This window comes from Mycobacterium sp. 3519A (assembly GCF_900240945.1).
Lineage (GTDB): Bacteria > Actinomycetota > Actinomycetes > Mycobacteriales > Mycobacteriaceae > Mycobacterium.
Genome location: NZ_OESG01000014.1, coordinates 858,061 through 874,976, shown reverse-complemented (window position 1 = coordinate 874,976; position 16,916 = coordinate 858,061). Strand labels below are relative to the sequence as shown.

The following is a 16,916-nucleotide window of genomic DNA, read 5'->3' as shown; positions in this document are numbered from 1 at the left end:
CTACTTACCGGCCAGTGCCGTGTCGGCGGCCTGCGCGGCGCCGTTGAGGGCCGTCGCAGGCTGATCCTTGCCGAGCATGACCGCCACGATCGCCTGACCGAGCGCCTCGGACACAGCGGGATACTGCTCGACCTGGGGCCTGACCTTCTTCACATTGTTCAGGTTCTCCACGAATGTGGTGCTGCCGGGCAGCTTTTCATTCATTTTGGCCAGAAGTTCCTGATCCTTGCCGACGGAGACGCGGGTAGGCAGGTCCCCGGTCTGCAGCGAGAACTCCTTGACCTGCTCGGGTGCGGTGAGCCACTTGACGAAGTCGAGCGCCGCCTTCTTCTTCTTGTCCCCGTTGTTGAACACCACCCAGTTGTCAGGCCCCGAGATCGTCTGGTGCGAGTCACCGGCACCAGCGAACGTCGGCATCACCTGGACGCCGTACTCGATGTCGGTCAGCGAGCTGAGATCCCACGGTCCGGTGACCAACATCGCGACCTTGCCGCTGTTCATCAGCTTGGGTCCGTTGTCGTTGGTGGTATCCAGGTACAGCGACTTGTCAGTGACCGCCATCTGCTGCAGCGTAGTCAGCGCCTTCACGCCCGCCTCCGAATTGAACGTGGCATGCGCATTGTCGGGTGACAGGATGTCGCCGCCCGCCTCCCAGAGCATCGGGATGTAGTGCCAGACCGTGTCCTCGCTGCCGTCGGCCGGAATCAGCCAGCCGTACTGTCCCTTCGCCGGATCGGTCAGCTTCGCGGCGGCTGCGCGGAAGTCGTCCCACGTCCATGTCGGTGACGGCGGCGCGATCCCGGCGTCGGCGAAGAGCTTCTTGTTGTACACGATCGCGAGGTTGTCGACCAGCGCCGGGACGCCGACGACTTTGTCTCCCACCGTGGCCGCTTCCCGCTCTGCGGGGTAGAAGTCGTCCCATTTCCAGTCCGGCCCGGAGACGACGTCCTTCATGTTCACCAGTTGCGGGATCTTGGCGATGTTCGGCGACCACGACCCGAACATGTAGGCGACGTCGGGTGCGCTGTTTCCCCGTACCGCGGTCAGAACTTTCTGCAACACCAGGTCATTGCTCGAATACAGTTCCGTGACCTTCACGTCCGGGTGCGCCTTGTTGTACTGGTCGATCAGACCCTTGAAGGCGTCGCCTTCGGTGTCCTGGTATCCGTGCCACACGGCGATCTCGGTCGGCCCCGAAGATGAGGTGCCGCCTCCGCCGCACGCGGCCAGCACCAACGTGAGGACAGCTACCACTGCGAGGCACAGCCGGCGTCGAATCACGGTAATCACTCCTTTGTCGGTGAGCGCAGCGGCTCGGGTAGCAGGTCACCGTGTGCGACCGTCAGTTCGTCACACAGCTGCCAGATCTGGTCCACGGTCAGCGTCGCCGCCGTGTTGGGGTCCACCATGGCGGCCGCGCGGACCAGGCGCGGGTCCGCGTCAACGGCGGCACGCACCGCCAACTCGACGGGGCCGAGGAAGTTGCGGTTGAGCGCGGCGCATTGCGGCGGTAGGTCGCCCACCCGCATCGGATGTGCGCCCAGTGCATCGAGCAGGGTGGGGACTTCGACGGCCAGACCGTCGGGCAGATTGGTGATCAGACCCGCGTTGATGACATTGGCGGAGATCACCCGGGGCGTACCGGTCTGCAGCGAATGGATCACCTGGGGGGCGTACTCGGTGGAGGTGGTGTCCACCGCAAGGGACTCGGTGTGCGCCAATTCCGCTCGTACGCGGTCGTATTCGGCGAGGTTGCGCTCGCTGATGGAGACGTACTCGCCGATGTTGATCCGTAGCCGCTCGACCTCGGCCGGGTGGTGGACGTACCAGGGGACGTATTCGCTGGAGTGCTCGCTGGTCTCGGTCGGGTAGTAGCCGAGCCGTCGGTACATGTCGACCCGGACGCGCCGGCGCAGTTCGGGGTCGTCGTGGATTCGCTGATCCAGCAACGGGTACAGATCCTGGCCTGCGCGCTCCCACTGCAGCACCCAGGCCTGGTGGTTGACACCCGCCGACCAGTAGGACACCTCGTCGTATGGCACGCCGACGAGCTCGCACAAGCCGACCATCGTCCAGTACACGGAGTGGCACAGCCCGAGCACTTTCACGTCAGGCGCGACGTGGTGCAGGTAGGTGATGTTCATGGCCATCGGGTTGGTGTAGTTCAGCAGCCACGCATCCGGGCACACCTGCTGCATGTCGCGGGCGATGTCGGCCAGCACGGGAAATGTCCTGAGCCCACGGAAGATTCCCCCGATGCCGATGGTGTCGCCGATGGTCTGGTGCACGCCGTACTTGGCCGGGATGTCGAAGTCGCGCACCGTGGCTCGATGCATGCCGACCTGGATGACGTTGATGACGTAGTCGGCGCCGTCGAGCGCTCGACGCCGGTCCAGTGTGGCAACGACCTCTGGTTGCGCGCCTGCCGCCCTTGCGGTGGCGCGTGCGATCGCCTCGGCCGTTTCCAGCCGTTGCGCGTCGATGTCGTGCAGCACGACCCGAATCGAGGCCAGTTCGGGGAATGACAGGATGTCGCCGAGGAGTTCGCGGGTGAATTCGACGCTGCCCGCGCCGATGATGACGACGGTCGGTTTCACGTGAGGCTCCTCGACTTGGTGGGCACCGCCGGTGTCGGGGCGTCACCGCGCTTTTCGTCGCTGTAGACCATCAGCGTCGAACCGACGAGCGCCAGCACGATGCCGACGGCGCCGTACGGGCTCGGCAGGGTCTGGTAGGCGATCAAGGAGACGACGATGGTCAGCGCTGGAGCGAGGGCGTTCGTCGTTGGCGCGACGATGGTGGCCTTGCCGCGGCTGAGCGCCATCACCAGGAACAGCGCGCCGACCGCGTTCAGCAGCTGGGTGGCGGCGGTCAATGCCGGTGCCTGCCAAGGGAAATCGAGGGGTAACCCGCCGAGCGAGAGCAGCGCGACCGGGATCAGCAGAATCCCGCTGATGGCCATCCAGCCGAAAGTGGTCGCGTCGTTGACGCCGATGGTCGCTGTCTTCCGCATGAAGTACGCCTGTACGCCCCACGCTACGCAGATCAGGATCGCCAACGGCAACCACGGACCCGACGAACCCTCGGAGCTGGCGCTGGTGATGCTGAACAGCACGATGGCGGCCAGCGCGGCGATCAGCCCGACGAAGGCCAGCGTGCTGATCCGTTCGCGCAGCAGAACCATCGCCATGATCACCGTGATGGCGGGCGAGATCGACACGATCGGGAAGATCAAATAGGCAGGGCCCATGGTCAGCGCCTGGAACAACAGCAGTTGGCCGCCTGCGCCGGTGAGGCCGATGAGTAGACCGTAGATGGTGGCTTGCGGTCGCCGGTCGAAGCGTTGGCCGCGCAGAGCGAAGACCGCTGGGATGATCATCGTCAGTGCCCAGATGCTGTAGATCATCTGGTCGGGGTAGCCGTAGCGCGTCGCGGGCAATGCCGAGAACGCTCCCCATATTCCCCAGAACAGGATCAGGAGTGCGGCATAGAAGATCCAGCTGCGGTTTGTCATGGTGTCCGCCTTCGAATCAGGTTGGGCTGGTGCTGAGTTGGTGTAGTGCGCTTGAGCTAAGTGGCTGGCCGCTGTGTTTGGCCGCGTAAAGCGCTGCACCCAGCGCCGGGTCGAGCAATGGGCGCTGTAGGTCGTACTTGGCCGGCTGCCGCTGCACTGCGGCGAGGAACCGTGTCAGGAAGCCCTCGTCGGAGAACATGCCACCCGAATAGGACACCGGCACCGTCTCTTGGTCGGTGAATCCGACCAGCTTTCGCGTCGTTTCGATGAGTGTCACGAGTTCGTCTGCTGCCTCGGACAGGATCTTCGCCGCCACGGCGTCGCCTGCTTGTGCCGCTTTGCACACCGTGGTCGACAGTGCCGCAATGGAACTGCGGTTCCCTGCCCACTTCTCGATCACCAGGCTCACGACGTCCAGGTCTCCTGCCAACTGCAGGTGGTCCTTGAGCAGCGAGTACAGCGGGCCCCGGGCCAGCCTGCCGTCGCTCATCCGGCTGAACGCGTTCAGGCCCGCGGTGGCCACCCAGTACGCCGAGCCCTCGTCGCCGAACAGCTCACCCCAGCCGCCTACCCGATGGCCGACGCCCTGGCGCTCGCCGTAGGTCATCGAGCCAGTGCCGCTGATCACGTTGATGCCGTCTTCGCAGGCAAGTGAGCCCGCCCACCCGCAGACCATGTCGTTGTTACAGCTGTAGCGATCATGGCCAAGCACCCGGGCAGGAACCGCATCGAGTCGTTCGACGTCCTCGCTCGCCTCGCCGTACCCGGGAATGCCGAAGAACGCCGCGGCGATTTCGGCAGGCGTGATGGCAGCCTGACGGCAGATCTCGGAAACGCCTTGGCTCAGCACGCGTTCGACGACGTCGAAGCCGTCGTTGAAGTAGTACGACGTCGGAGCCGTCGCACGAGCCAGCACGTGTCCGCCGTCGTCGATCAGCGCGAGCGCGGTTTTCGATCCGCCGCCGTCGACACCTAGGTAGCGCGCCATGATCTCCTCACCGGCCCGTCGGGGTTTGCGCGGTTGACATGGGGTAGATGGTGACGCCGCGCACGACACGGCTGACTTCGCCGGATGGGAAAGGATTATCCGGTGTCTTGCCGTGTTCCAGTGCGGTGAACAGCGCGAGGTACTGCGCGAACACCAGATAGCTCAGCGCGACGAGCGGGTCGTCGAGACCCTCGAGCCCGGGTAACACGACGGCAGGGCCGTGTGATGGCGGTATCGGTTGGGTGCTGATGACCGTCAGGGCGTCCTCGCCGAGTTGGGCGCGGATTTCGGCGATGATGTCGAGGTCGTAGCGACGCGTGTACGGGTCCGTGGAGACATAGACGACGACATGGGTGTCGGCATCCAGGACCGACTTCGGCCCGTGTCGAAAACCCAGCGGAGAATCGAAGTAGGTCACGACTTCGCCCGCGGTCAACTCCAGCAGCTTCAACGCCGACTCGCGCGCCAGCCCTTCGAGCGGACCACTGCCGAGGTACACGATTCGCTGCTTCTTGGCTTGCGCGAGGGCGCGGATATCGGACTGCAACCCGGCGACGTGTTCCGCCGCTCGGGCCAGCGCGTCGGCATCTTCGCGGTCGGCCGGTCCGAGCATCAACAAGCAGGACAACAACATCGACGTGAGGCTCGACGTCATCGCGAAGCCCGTGTCGTTGGTGCGCTCCGGCATGAAGACGATCCGTGAGTTCGCGCGACCGCTGTGTGCGCGACCCAACTCACCGTCGCGGTCGCATGTGTAGACGAGATGCCAGACGTCGGTGACGATCTCGTCGGCGAGCGCGGTCGTGGCCAGGCTCTCGGGACTGTTCCCGGATCGCCCGAAGGACACCATCAGCGTCGGGGTTTCGCGCTCGAGGTGATCCAGCGGGTTGGCGACGATGCTGGTGGTGGAAATGGCCTCGACGCGCCGATGGAGATGGCGCCGCAGCGCGGGCGCGGCGATCTCGCCCGCGAAGGCCGAACTGCCCGCCCCTGTCAGGATCACCCGCAGATTCGGTCGGCCCAAGACGTCACGCAGGAAGCTCTCGACGTCGCCATCCGACCGCGCGGCCACCTCACGCCAGGCACCCGGTTGTTGCCCGATCTCGAGAATCGTTGCGCCACCGTCGTTGTGGGAAGAATCAGGCATTGGCATCTCCTGTCGCTTGTGCGTATGGCCGCAGCGCGTCGCGGATTCGGTCGATCACCAGCGATTGCGCGATGGGTTCCAGTTCGCCTGCCCGAATCCGCTCGTACTGGCCGGGCAGGAATTGACTGATCAGTGGCAGCGGTATGCCGGTGCGGTCGAGGTTCGTCAGCAGCGTTCGCCGCGCCGCGTCGACCTTTTCGTCGGCCCAGTAGTAGCGCAGCCGGTCACTGTAGCTGTATCGGCGGGAAGTGCGCTGCGTGACGGGATCACCCTCGTAGTACCCACGCCAGTGGTCCGGCTCGGCCAACATGCGCCGCTCGATCACCTCGACCAGATTGGACCGCGACGGTCGCGGCACGAGCTCGGCTTCGATGAGGCTGAGCGCGAACAGCGCCTCGCGCATCGCGAAGGTCAGCGCCGGCCCGACCTTGAGGACAGCCCAGTGGTCCTCGACCAGTTCCCGCAGTCGCGCGGGTCGCTGGTAGTCGGTGGAATGCGCTTCGAACACCAGGGTGTCCTCGTCGTCGAGCACACGGCGCAACTCGACGGTCGCGTCGCGGTCGTAGTCGATGACGTTGAGGTGGTCGAATTCGACACCGGGCTGGACCACCAGAGCCATCACCCGCGGCCAGACATGCGTGAGACCGACTTCGGCGAAGGCGTTGCGGTGCGCGGCGATGGTCCGACGAGCCCGCTCGGCCGAGGTCGGGGTCAAATGGCTCAGCGTCTCGTGCGCGCCGCCGGGCACTGGCACCTCGGTGCCGATGACGTAGGCGGGTCCTGCCAGACCGCTGCGGTTGGCGGTGTCTTCGGCGACCTCGAGCAGGCGCGCGGTGCGCGTCGCGACGAGCTCGTCGGACAGGACCGCCGGATCATCTGCGCACGCCATGCTGCAGTCGAGGTGGATCTTCCGGTAACCCGCTTCCACGTAGGCGGCAATCAGAACTTCGGCGTTATCCATTGCGACGCTGGCCTTTTCGCGCTGCCACCGGTTCGGCCCGAGGTGGTCGCCGCCGAGCACCACACGCTCAGCGGCGAAGCCGCTTTCCTCGGCGATGCGGAGAACCAGGTCGCGGAACTCCGCCGGGCGCAGACCGGTGTACCCGCCGAACTGGTCGACCTGATTCGACGTCGCTTCGATCAGCACACAGCCGCCGTCGACATCGGCTTGCGCGATGGCGGCCGCGATGACCGTCGGATGCGCCGAGCACACCGAGTAGACGCCCACCGGCTTGCCTGCCTTGTGCTGTCGGATGGTGTGGGCGAGCCAATCTTCGAGGACTGTGCGTGATTCGCTGTTGTTCATCGCGCGACGGCCTGACACAGGTCTGCCACGGCGTCGGCTATGGCCTGCCGCCCCGCCGCGAGGTAACCGCGGGGGTCGGGCTTGGCGGTGTCGCCCCCGAACGCTGACCGGATGGCGCCCGTGTATGCGACGTTGAGTGCGGTGCCGATGTTGATCTTGCGAATTCCGGCGTCTACCGCCTCCCTCAGCTGATCGTCGGGCACCCCTGACGATCCGTGCAGCACAAGGGGAATCGCGATGTTGTCGCTGAGCTTGCGAATCAGCGCGAGATCGAGGTCGGCATCACGGGTGGTCATCGCGTGGGCGCTGCCCACCGCGACTGCCAGCCCGTCCACACCGGTCTGCTCTACGAATGCCACCGCTTCGGCGGGATCGGTGCGCGCTCCCGACGCGTGCGCTGAGAGCGGTTCGTGGTCCTTGCCACCGATCTCGCCCAACTCCGCCTCGACCCACAGTCCTGCGCCGCGGGCTTGGCGCGCGAATGAGCGAGTCTGATCGATGTTGCGCTGGTATGGCAGGTGGGCGGCGTCGATCATGATCGAGGTGACGCCGAGGTCGACCTGCTCGAGCGCTTCGGTGATGAGCGCCTCGTCCCGAAAGTGATCGAGGTGCACGGCCAGCGGCGTCGAGGAGCACCTGGCGACGTGGGCGCAGGCCGCGATCAGCGGCGCGATGCGACCGCCGTGGAACTTCACCGTGTTTTCGCTGACCTGCAGCAGAGCGGGAACGCCAGCGCGCTCGGCACCTTCGGCGATGCCTTCCGCGTGCTCGAGGGTGACGACGTTGAAAGCGAGCACGGCGGCGTGCGCGTCCACCGCCGACGCGACCAGGTCGGCGGTGGCTGCCACAGTCACGTTGCCGACCGGTGTCGGAAGGTGTCGAACATTCGTCGATGATGGAAAGCTCGCTCAAACCACGCAATACAAAGCCGCGAAACGATCAGGAAAACTGAGCGTCTCCGTCATCTCGAGAGGTTGTCCGCGATGTCCATCAAGCGCACGGACCGCATCCGTCAGGTTCTCTCACTGCTTCGCGCCCGCGGCGAGGTGACGTCACAGCTGCTGTGCGATGAGTTGGGGGTGTCGGTGGCGACGTTACGGCGGGACCTCAGTGAACTCGAGGAACAGGGCCTCCTGGTGCGGACCCACGGCGGCGCCCGCGCGCTGGATCCGAGCGGAAGCGAGATTCCTGTCCGGCTGCGTGACCATCGGACCGTGGCGATAAAGCGGCGCATCGCCCAACATGCCGCGGCGCTGATTCCCCCCGGCGCGCAGGCGGTTGCCCTCACCGGCGGTGTCACCACGGCCGAGGTGGCCCGGTCGTTGAAGGGCCGCCCTCAGATGACGATCGTGACGAATTCGTTGACCATCGCCGCCGATTGCGCGGTGGACGCCCACATGAAGGTGATCGCGACCGGTGGCCTGGTGCGGGCGAACACCCTCGAGGCCGTCGGCCCGATGTCCGAACACGCCTTTCAAGTCGTGACAGTCGGGACCGCAGTTCTGGGTGCGGACGGGATGTCCGCCGAAGTCGGGGCGACGACCTTCGACGAAGCCGAGGCGCGCACCGCGATCGCCATGGCCGCGAACGCGCAACGGGTCGTGGTCGCCGTCGACGGTTCAAAGATCGGCAAGATCACGCTGGCGAAGATGGTGTCGCTCAACGAGATTCATCATCTGGTCACCGATTCGTCAGCTGACAGGGATCAACTGGACCGGATCGCGTCGGCCGGTGTGCGCGTGCACGTCGTGGAGGCGCCCTAACAGCCTCTGGTGTCCAGCAGCGAGCACGGTCCGACAGGACCGCGGTTGTCCGGTGGCGGATTCTCACCATCCCAGATGCTCAGCGAGACATTGCCCTGGCCCCAGTTGACGGTGTAGAAGGTGTGGCAGATGTTCCAGTCCCAGTTCGGCGGGCCGGGGGAATTGAACGGGCCGCCGGGGCCGCCACCCGGATCGTCGCCCGGGCACCAGGTGTACGGTCCGCCGGGCGGCGCCGCCGCAGCGGTGCCCGCGACCAGACCCAGACCGGCAACGGCCCCCATTACCGCCAATGTCGTTGCCAAGCCGGCAATTCCGCGCACCGTCATGCTCATCATTGAGCCCTTTCACCTTTGGTGTTGAGGCGGGAGACCAACCCGAAGCTCTCGGCGAGCGTCAGCCAATCGGTCCCTGAGACCTCGTAGTCGGCCCGCGCCGCTTCGGTGGGAATGTCGCCGGTCCAGGAGAACCGGAAGTCCAGGCCCGACACGCTGTCACGGCATCCGACGGACAACGGCTGCACGCCGGGAATGGCTACCCGCATGCCGGGTGAGGTGGACCAGTAGTTGGTAGCGGCGTCGCTCATCAGGTTTCCCGCAGAGGGGAACCAGTGGTAGCCCTGCATGGGGCGGAAGGTCACCGGCGTCGCGGTCACCTGTCCCGGCGACACCGACGCGATCAGGTTGTTGGTGACCGCATCGTGCACGCGGATCACGTCCGGGCTCACCTCGATGGCCAGCCGCGGTTGGCCGAGTGACCCCATGAACTGTTGCTGTTTGCGGACCGAGAACGAGCTGATCTCTTGAACTTTCAGCGAGTTCGTGAACAGCAGGCAACGCACCGGCTCGTCGGGCCCCGGCCGCCGCACGTCAAGCCCGGTCCGTCGGCTGACCATGGTCAGGATCTCGTCGAACTCGTTGGCGGGCAACGACGCATCGACGTCGATGGCTTGCCCGTACCCGGCGTCCGGCGCTTGCAGCGGTGTCCTCGCCGATACGCGTCGGTCCCGTCCGCCGAGGATGAATCGCTTTGTGCCGCAATACAGATGCAGCGCTGTACCCATCGTCGCGCCGCCGGTCACTCCCCAGGTGCCCAGCTTCGCGCCGGTGAACGGGTACACCTCGCCGGGACGGGTGCTCACGGTCAGGCCGTCGTCGGTGACCGAGACGATCAACTTCCGCCGCCGCGACCACCAGTACCAGCCGTAGACGCCAGCCAAGAGAAGAACCAACAGCCCGAATTGGAATCCGTGCCCGACAGCCTGCTGCACCCATTTAGCGCTGTCGGCAGACATCGACTGCAGGCCCACGAACGCGGCGCCGAGCACGACGGCGAACGCCAGCACTGCAATGACCATGATCAGGTAGGACTTGCCCGGGCTCTGCTTCCAGGCCGGCGTGGTGATCGAGGCGACTTTGGATCCCCAGAACGGGGGCTCTGCCTCGAACTGGCGCGCTCCAGGCAAAGGTTTGTCGATGTTCATGCCCGCGAAACTAAGTCGCCCCGCCACGGTGGGCTGGAGTAATCGACTACCCCACTTGGGTGCCGGTTGCTACCCGATTACCTGCCGCGCAGTTGGGGTATCAGGCCGCCATGACAACATCAGAAGGAAATGTAAAGCCGCAGCCCGCCGCTGAAGAGGAGGCGTTGGCGCCCGGCACGCCGGGCGCCGAGGCACTACCGCTACCCGACGACGAAGTCGACAAGCCGTCGCAGGAGTAGCGCTACCGACCGGCGTTGCGCGCCAGTTCGACCGCGAACGAGTTCACGAAGTTGCCTGCCGGCGGGTCGCCGCGATTGCATGACCCGTCGGACTCGCCGGGCCGTTTGATCCACAGATACGCGTCGGCGTGCGGGCCTGCGGTGGCCGTGGTCGGCGGAGTGCCCAGTGCCCGGCCGTCCGGATTGCACCAGTCCAGTGGGGCGGCGGCCGCAGGCCCGGCGCCGTTGCGCGACGTGTCGATCACGTAGTGCGAACCGTTTGTGAGGCCGGAAATGGCTTCGCCGTAGCCGATTTCGTCTTCCGTCGTGAAGAAGTTCGCGGTGTTGAGACTGAAGCCCCGCGCGTGGTCGATGCCGGCCTGGTTGAGCCGGCCAGCCATGTCGTCGGCGCTGTGCCAGCGCAGGTGACCCGCGTCGATGTACACCGCCGCGGCGGGATTGCGGGTCAGCGTATCGACCGCGTACCGGATCAGGTCGTAGCGTTCCTGGCGCTGATCCCCCGACAGGCAGTCGGCCATCGCCAGCGCGTCGGGTTCGACGATCACCGCCGCGGGCGCGGACCCGATGCCTGCGGCGATGCCGTCGATCCACTGCCGGTACTCGGCCCCGCTGCCGAATCCGCCTGCGGCGAAGCTCCCGCAATCCCGGTGCGGGATCCCGTAGATCGCGAACACGGGCAGGGCCCCTGCGGCCTGCGCGTCGCCGACGTACTTGGGGACGGTGGACGCCGAGGAACCGGGAACGAGCCAGTACGCCTGCGGCGTGTTGGCGATGGCGGTCAACTCGGGACTCGGCGGGTCGGCCTGCTGCGCGGCGCGCATCGCCGACGACGTCGGGTTGACGTAGAACGGCATCCCGGCCAACGGGTTTCCGTCGTCGGCGGCCAACCGCACGGCAGGTACCGGACCGACCGACACCGCGTCGGCGATGAGGCCAAGACAGGTCGCCGTTGCGAGGAGGGGAGCGATCAACCGCGTGACTGCGCGAGCAGCTGTGGACGTCACCCCGGGGAAATTAATGGGTCGAAGCGGCTTGCGCCAATCCCCGGGGTCGCCCGTCAGGCCTTGCCGAGCGTGACCTGGGTGGTCTGCGTCGCGCCGGACTGGTCCATATAGCTCAACGACACCGTGTCCCCGGGTGCCTTCGACCGGACCGCGGCCACCAGCGCCTCGGGACCGTCGATCACCTGGTCGTCGAGCTTGGTGATCACCGCCCCGCTGGGCACCCCCGCGGCCGCGGCGGGTCCGCCGTCGACGACCTCGCCGATGGCCGCGCCGCCGCCCTTGGTGCCGTCGTCGCTGAGCTGCACACCCAGCGAACCGTGGCTGGCGGTGCCGGTGGAGATCAGCTCGTCGGCGATGCGCTTGGCCTCATCGGACGGGATCGCGAAGCCCAGCCCGATCGATCCGCTCTGGCCGCCGCCGGAGCCGTCGCCGCCGCCCATGCTCGCGATCGCCGAGTTCACGCCGATCAGCTCACCCTTCATGTTCACCAGGGCGCCGCCGGAGTTCCCGGGGTTGATCGCCGCGTCGGTCTGGATGGCGTCGATCACCGAGACGTTGTTGCCGTCGCCTTCACCGGCCGCAACCGGTCGGTTGAGCGCGCTGACGATGCCGTTGGTCACCGTGCCCTGCAGGCCGAGCGGTGAGCCGATCGCCACCACCTGCTCGCCGACCTTCACGTCCTTGGACGATCCGATGGCGATCGGCGTCAGCCCGGACACGCCCTGCGCTTTCACGACAGCCAGATCGCCGGTCGGGTCGGTGCCGACGACGGTGAACGGCGCCGTCTGACCGTTGGCGAAGGTGACGGTCTTCTTGATTCCGGCACCGTCGGTCGAGTCGGAGGACGCGGGCTGAGCGGCCTGATCGGCACCGGCGGCGGGCGCCACCACGTGGTTGTTGGTCAGGATGAGCCCGTCGGGGCTCAGCACGATGCCGGAGCCGGTGTCGCCCTGGTCGCCCATGTCGATCTGCAGCTTGACGACGCTGGGCATCACCTTGGCCGCGACCTGCTCCACGCTGCCTGCCGGTGCCTTGGCGGCGGTCTGCGGCGCCGCGGGCAGCTGGGTGATCGGCGGCCGGGACGCGGTCGGTTCGTGGGCCAGTGTGAGGGCCCCGGTCGCGGCCGCGCCGAGTCCACCACCGACTACCGCGACCACCGCGGCGCCCGCAATGATGGCGCCGCGGCGGGAACCCTTGGGCCGAATCCGCGGGATCGGCGCCGTAACCGGTTCGTGCGCAGCGTGATACCCGTAGTACGGCGGCTGGTTGTAGCGGTAGTCGTACCGCATGTTGGCGGGAATGTAGGTGTGCCCATTCGGGTTTGGCTGCCCCGGAGGCTGGTTCGTCATGGTCTTCCGTTCTTCTTGATTCGTGAATCAGCCCAGTGGCTTCAGCAACAAAGTGCCCGCGGTGGCTGAGACGGGACTGAGAGCCTGCTCAGGGAAGTCCGAGACTTTGCTCTGGACCGTCGTACGCTCATGGGGATGTCCGAGAGGTCCGAGATTCGGTTTCTCCACCTCGGCGCCAGGCGGTTGGCGTACGAGGTGCGCGGACACGGCCCGCCGCTGATCGCCCCGGCGTGGTGGGTCAGTCACCTCGAACTCGACTGGCAAAGCGCCGGTGTGCGGCGATTCTGGGAAGGCGTCGCGCAGGACCGCACCCTGATCCGCTACGACCGGTTCGGTGTCGGCATGTCCGACCGCACCGTGCGGGATACGGATCTGACCCTCGACGGTGAGGTCGACGTGCTGCGTGCGCTGGTCGACGAACTCGACCTCGACCGCGTGACGGTCATCGCGGGGTCGTCGGGAGCCTGCACGGCAGTGGCCTATGCGGCCAGGTTTCCCGAACGCGTGGAGCGACTCGTGCTGTACGGGGCGTATTCGCACGGCGAGGCGCTGACACCGCCCGGCGTCGGGGACGCGATCGTGGCAGCGGTGCGCGCCCACTGGGGCCTCGGATCACGCATGCTCGGCGACATCTTCCTCGGCGGCGCCGACGCTGCAGATCACGACGCCTTCGCTCGATTGCAGCGCGAATCGGCCAGCGCCGAAACCGCCGCCGCCGTACTGGGTTTGGTGTATCGCCTCGATGTGCGCACACACCTGCCGCGGGTGCGTCAACCGACGACGGTCGTGCATCGCCGCCATGACCGTGCGGTGCCGTACCGGCTCGGCCGTGAGGTCGCTGCCGCCATCCCGTGCTCGACATTCGTTCCGCTGCAAGGGGTTTCGCACTTCCCGTGGCATGGCGACGTGGACGGCGTTGCACGCGCGTGCCGCGCGGCGCTGACACCGCAGCACCCTTCCGCTGTCGATGAACAGGCTCAGGGTCTGCTGTCCGGTCGTGAACGCGAGATCCTCGGCTGCGTGGCCCGGGGTCTCGGCGACCGCGAGATCGCCGAACAGCTGATGTTGAGCCCGCACACCGTGCACCGCCACGTCGCGAACATCCGCCGCAAGCTCGGGCGGACGTCCAGGACGGCGGCGGTCGCCGAGGCCGCCCGGCTCGGCCTGTTGTGAACTGGCCGGAACCGGCCAGCGCCGAGAGATGGCCCGTCTGAGGGATGCTGGCGGAGCCGCGCTGTTCATAGATTCATCTCCCATGACCGATATCGCCATCGACGCCAAAAGCTCGGCGTGGCTGCGAGCCTTCGCCGTGCTGTACGACCCGTTCCTCTGGCTCGGCGAGATCGCCGGGATGCGACGGCGGCGGCGCGCGCTGGTGGCCGCGGCCAGCGGGCTGGTCGTCGAGATCGGCGCAGGCACCGGATTGAACGTCGCGCATTACCCCGACGCGGTCGACGAGCTCATCCTCACCGAGCCAGAGCCGGGTATGCAGCGCAAACTCACCCGGCGCCTGCAGCGCCTGTCACTGCCCGCACGCGTCGTGGACGCGCCTGCGGAACGGCTGCCGGTGCCGGACGCGAGCGTGGACACGGTCGTTTCGACCCTCGTGCTCTGCACGGTCGACGATCCGCAAGGCGCGCTGCGCGAGATCGCTCGCGTCCTTCGTCCCGGTGGCCAGCTGCTGTTCATCGAACACGTACGCGCAGGCTCACGGCTGTTGGCGGCGTGGCAGGACCTGCTGATGCGCCCCTGGCGGGGCTTCGCAGGCGGATGCGTGTGCAACCGCCCGACCCTGGACCTGATGCGCGGTTGCGGGTTCAGCGTGGAGGCCGACGACGCGGTGTGGCGCGGGATGCCCGCGGTCGTCCACCCGCTGGCGATCGGGCGCGCCACCCGGTAGTCGCGGGTAACGGCGCAGTCTGCTCGCGTTACTGTCTTTCGGTCGGCCCCAGCGAAAAGCCGACGGAAAAGTAGAGCAAATCCATGACTGCACCAACAGAATCGTCTGCGCTCGAGGAGCGGGTCGGCCACTACTACCAGATGGACGGCACCTACCTCGTCGGCCGCGAGAAGCTGCGCGAGTACGCGCGCGCCGTGCAGGACTACCACCCGGCGCACTGGGACGTCGCCGCCGCCGCCGAACTCGGCTATTCCGACCTGGTCGCGCCGCTGACCTTCACCTCGACGCCCGGCATGACGTGCAACCGGCACATGTTCGAGCAGGTGGTCGTCGGCTACGACACCTACATGCAGACCGAAGAGGTCTTCGAACAGCACCGCCCGATCGTCGCGGGCGACGAACTACACGTCGATGTGGAACTGACGTCGGTGCGCAGGTTCGCGGGCCGTGACCTGATCACCGTGACCAACACCTTCACCGACACCGCGGGGGAACGGGTGCACACGCTGCACACCACCGTGGTCGGCGTGACCGCCGAGGATCTCAATCCGGAGATCAAATCGGCCGTGCACAACGCGATGATGCACGACGTGGACATCTTCGGGATCGGCGAAGCCGACTACCAGAAGACCGTCCGTCCCGAGGGCGAGGTCCGCATCGCCGACGACTCCGCCCGCACGCCGGGCACGCCGTCCTTCGACGACGTGCAGGTGGGCGACGAAGTACCCGCACGCCATATGCGGCTGTCCCGCGGCGATCTGGTGAATTACGCCGGAGTGGCGGGTGACGCCAACCCGATCCACTGGGACGAGGGCATCGCGAAGTTGGCGGGGCTGCCCGACGTGATCGCCCACGGCATGCTGACGATGGGTCTGGGAGCCGGGTTCGTTTCGGCGTGGTCGGGCGACCCCGGCGCGGTCACCCGCTATGCGGTGCGGTTGTCGGCGCCTGCGATCGTGTCTGCCGCCGAGGGCGCCGATATCGAGTTCAGCGGCCGGATCAAGTCGTTGGACCCGGCGACGCGCACCGGCGTGGTCATCGTCGGCGCGAAGTCCGACGACAAGAAGATCTTCGGCCTGGCGACGATGCAGATGCGCTTCCGCTGACGCCGCCGGCCGGTCAGCGGCGTGGTGTCGTGGTGACGTGCACGTGGTCGAAGTGGCCGTATCCCGATGATTGCGGGCCTGCCGGCGTGTAGTACGTGCCGCGCCAGATCACATCCTGCAGACCGAATCGCGCCGCGTTGCCCATCACGAACGCCTTGATCTCGTCTCCCAGCGCGATGCCCTCGGGGCTGCTGGGATTCGGAATCATGATGTCGATGGCGAGGCCGTTGGGGTGCCACGGCTTGGAGTCCGGCCGCACCCCGTCGATGGTCGCGATCTGTGGGAACCGCGCGCTGACGGCGCGGGCGACGAGCACGGTGTTGGCCTGCAACCCGGCCTCGTTCGCGACGCCGACGGGCAACGCCTCCGGGATGTCACTGAATGGTCCTGGCATCGCGAGGACCGGCGGGTCGGCCGGCGCAATCGGAGGCGGGATCGCGGCGTCGATCACCGCCTGCTGTTGCGGCGTCAACGCCGCGTACTGCGCCTCCGCCGCCGCGATCTGACGCTGCAGATCGCGGTATTTGCCCTGCAGATCCGCGCGCACCGTCGCAGACTGCTCGGCCGCGGCTTTCGCGTCGCCGGCCGACACCTCGGAGGCCCTGGCAGCGGCCGCGGCTCGCGCCCCTGCCGCTTTGAACTCCCGCATCTGGTCCGCCGTCTGCGTGAGCACCGCCCGCTGCAGCGACAGGTGGTCGATCAGCTGTTGCGGGGAAGCGGCGGTCAGCACCGCTGCCGATGAACCGGTGCGTCCACTCATGTACTCCATCGCCGCAATCCGGTCGGCAGCGACTTGAATGGGCGCGAGTTGGGCGTTCGCCACGTCGAGCAGCCGCAGATCGGCGCGGTGGCGGTCTTCGGCGGCCGTCTGCGCAGCCAGTTTTGCGTCGGCGTCGCGCTGGGCAGCCGTGACCGCCTCGCGCGTCTGCAGCGCCTGACGGGACAGCTCGTTGAGTTTGGCGAGCGCGTCAGCCGCCGGGTCCGCGTTGACGTCGCCCGCCATCGACATGGCGAGCACCAGCGCCCCAGCAGCGAGACCACCCACCGCCTGCCGAAGAGCCCGACTCATTCGGATTGTCACGATCCTTCGTTGCAGGGACCGACTGTGGCCCGGCTACAT

17 protein-coding genes are annotated in these 16,916 nt (G+C 67.0%); 5 read left to right on the top strand and 12 right to left on the bottom strand.

What is annotated here, in order from left to right; translation table 11 throughout:
- The 7 genes from C1A30_RS25295 to C1A30_RS25265 are packed head-to-tail and all read right to left on the bottom strand — an operon-like array spanning window position 1 to window position 7,809.
- Entirely contained in the window at window positions 1-1,281 is a 1,281-nt protein-coding gene (locus C1A30_RS25295; protein WP_101952869.1) for an ABC transporter substrate-binding protein, read from the bottom strand.
- 5 nt (window positions 1,282-1,286) lie between these two features.
- On the bottom strand, window positions 1,287-2,597 hold the full coding sequence (gene melA, locus C1A30_RS25290; RefSeq protein WP_101951063.1) for an alpha-galactosidase: 1,311 nt from the start codon (window positions 2,595-2,597) through the stop codon (window positions 1,287-1,289).
- Window positions 2,594-3,514 carry a DMT family transporter gene (locus C1A30_RS25285; protein WP_101951062.1) on the bottom strand — a complete coding sequence of 307 codons (921 nt, stop codon included), beginning with the start codon at window positions 3,512-3,514 and terminating at the stop codon, window positions 2,594-2,596. The genes melA and C1A30_RS25285 overlap by 4 nt, the downstream gene beginning before the upstream one ends.
- A gap of 16 nt (window positions 3,515-3,530) precedes the next feature.
- Window positions 3,531-4,502, bottom strand: coding sequence for a BadF/BadG/BcrA/BcrD ATPase family protein (locus tag C1A30_RS25280; protein WP_101951061.1), 972 nt, complete (start codon window positions 4,500-4,502; stop codon window positions 3,531-3,533).
- Window positions 4,503-4,509: 7 nt separating this feature from the next.
- Window positions 4,510-5,649: an SIS domain-containing protein gene (locus tag C1A30_RS25275; RefSeq protein WP_235010186.1), complete on the bottom strand. Its 1,140-nt coding sequence runs from the start codon at window positions 5,647-5,649 to the stop codon at window positions 4,510-4,512.
- A complete protein-coding gene (locus C1A30_RS25270; RefSeq protein WP_101951059.1) occupies window positions 5,642-6,955 on the bottom strand; it encodes a D-tagatose-bisphosphate aldolase, class II, non-catalytic subunit in 1,314 nt (437 codons plus the stop codon). Before C1A30_RS25270 ends, C1A30_RS25275 begins: the two co-directional genes overlap by 8 nt.
- Window positions 6,952-7,809, bottom strand: a complete 858-nt coding sequence (locus C1A30_RS25265; protein WP_101951058.1) for a class II fructose-bisphosphate aldolase — start codon at window positions 7,807-7,809, stop codon at window positions 6,952-6,954. Before C1A30_RS25265 ends, C1A30_RS25270 begins: the two co-directional genes overlap by 4 nt.
- Before the next feature lie 129 nt (window positions 7,810-7,938).
- Here C1A30_RS25265 and C1A30_RS25260 point away from each other — a divergent pair, with 129 nt between their 5' ends.
- Complete coding sequence (locus C1A30_RS25260; protein WP_101951057.1) at window positions 7,939-8,718, top strand: DeoR/GlpR family DNA-binding transcription regulator; 780 nt, start codon at window positions 7,939-7,941, stop codon at window positions 8,716-8,718.
- Here C1A30_RS25260 and C1A30_RS25255 read toward each other — a convergent pair.
- Window positions 8,715-9,053: a hypothetical protein gene (locus C1A30_RS25255; RefSeq protein WP_101951056.1), complete on the bottom strand. Its 339-nt coding sequence runs from the start codon at window positions 9,051-9,053 to the stop codon at window positions 8,715-8,717. The two genes, C1A30_RS25260 and C1A30_RS25255, sit on opposite strands and share 4 nt — an antisense overlap.
- Window positions 9,050-10,198 carry a hypothetical protein gene (locus tag C1A30_RS25250; RefSeq protein ID WP_101951055.1) on the bottom strand — a complete coding sequence of 383 codons (1,149 nt, stop codon included), beginning with the start codon at window positions 10,196-10,198 and terminating at the stop codon, window positions 9,050-9,052. The genes C1A30_RS25255 and C1A30_RS25250 overlap by 4 nt, the downstream gene beginning before the upstream one ends.
- A gap of 110 nt (window positions 10,199-10,308) precedes the next feature.
- On the opposite strand from C1A30_RS25250, the gene C1A30_RS36375 reads away from it, so the two are divergent.
- On the top strand, window positions 10,309-10,437 hold the full coding sequence (locus C1A30_RS36375) for a hypothetical protein (RefSeq protein ID WP_255413258.1): 129 nt from the start codon (window positions 10,309-10,311) through the stop codon (window positions 10,435-10,437).
- A gap of 2 nt (window positions 10,438-10,439) precedes the next feature.
- Here C1A30_RS36375 and C1A30_RS25240 read toward each other — a convergent pair whose 3' ends face one another.
- The gene (locus C1A30_RS25240; RefSeq protein WP_101951053.1) at window positions 10,440-11,441 is read right to left on the bottom strand and encodes a glycoside hydrolase family 6 protein; all 1,002 of its coding nucleotides are present in this window, start codon (window positions 11,439-11,441) and stop codon (window positions 10,440-10,442) included.
- Window positions 11,442-11,494: 53 nt separating this feature from the next.
- The gene (locus C1A30_RS25235) at window positions 11,495-12,790 is read right to left on the bottom strand and encodes a S1C family serine protease (RefSeq protein WP_101951052.1); all 1,296 of its coding nucleotides are present in this window, start codon (window positions 12,788-12,790) and stop codon (window positions 11,495-11,497) included.
- Between the two features lie 135 nt (window positions 12,791-12,925).
- Between C1A30_RS25235 and C1A30_RS25230 the strand changes: the two genes are divergently transcribed.
- The 3 genes from C1A30_RS25230 to C1A30_RS25220 all read left to right on the top strand — a co-directional run bounded on the left by C1A30_RS25230 (window position 12,926) and on the right by C1A30_RS25220 (window position 15,796).
- Complete coding sequence (locus C1A30_RS25230) at window positions 12,926-13,963, top strand: alpha/beta fold hydrolase (protein WP_101951051.1); 1,038 nt, start codon at window positions 12,926-12,928, stop codon at window positions 13,961-13,963.
- 82 nt (window positions 13,964-14,045) lie between these two features.
- Window positions 14,046-14,690, top strand: coding sequence for a class I SAM-dependent methyltransferase (locus C1A30_RS25225; protein ID WP_101951050.1), 645 nt, complete (start codon window positions 14,046-14,048; stop codon window positions 14,688-14,690).
- Window positions 14,691-14,773: 83 nt separating this feature from the next.
- Window positions 14,774-15,796 (top strand): fused (3R)-hydroxyacyl-ACP dehydratase subunits HadA/HadB, encoded by a 1,023-nt coding sequence (locus C1A30_RS25220; protein ID WP_101951049.1) that lies wholly within the window; start codon window positions 14,774-14,776, stop codon window positions 15,794-15,796.
- A 13-nt stretch (window positions 15,797-15,809) separates the two neighbouring features.
- On the opposite strand, the gene C1A30_RS25215 is transcribed toward C1A30_RS25220, so the two are convergent.
- Window positions 15,810-16,865 carry a glycoside hydrolase gene (locus C1A30_RS25215; RefSeq protein WP_101951048.1) on the bottom strand — a complete coding sequence of 352 codons (1,056 nt, stop codon included), beginning with the start codon at window positions 16,863-16,865 and terminating at the stop codon, window positions 15,810-15,812.
- Window positions 16,866-16,916: the final 51 nt, after the last annotated feature.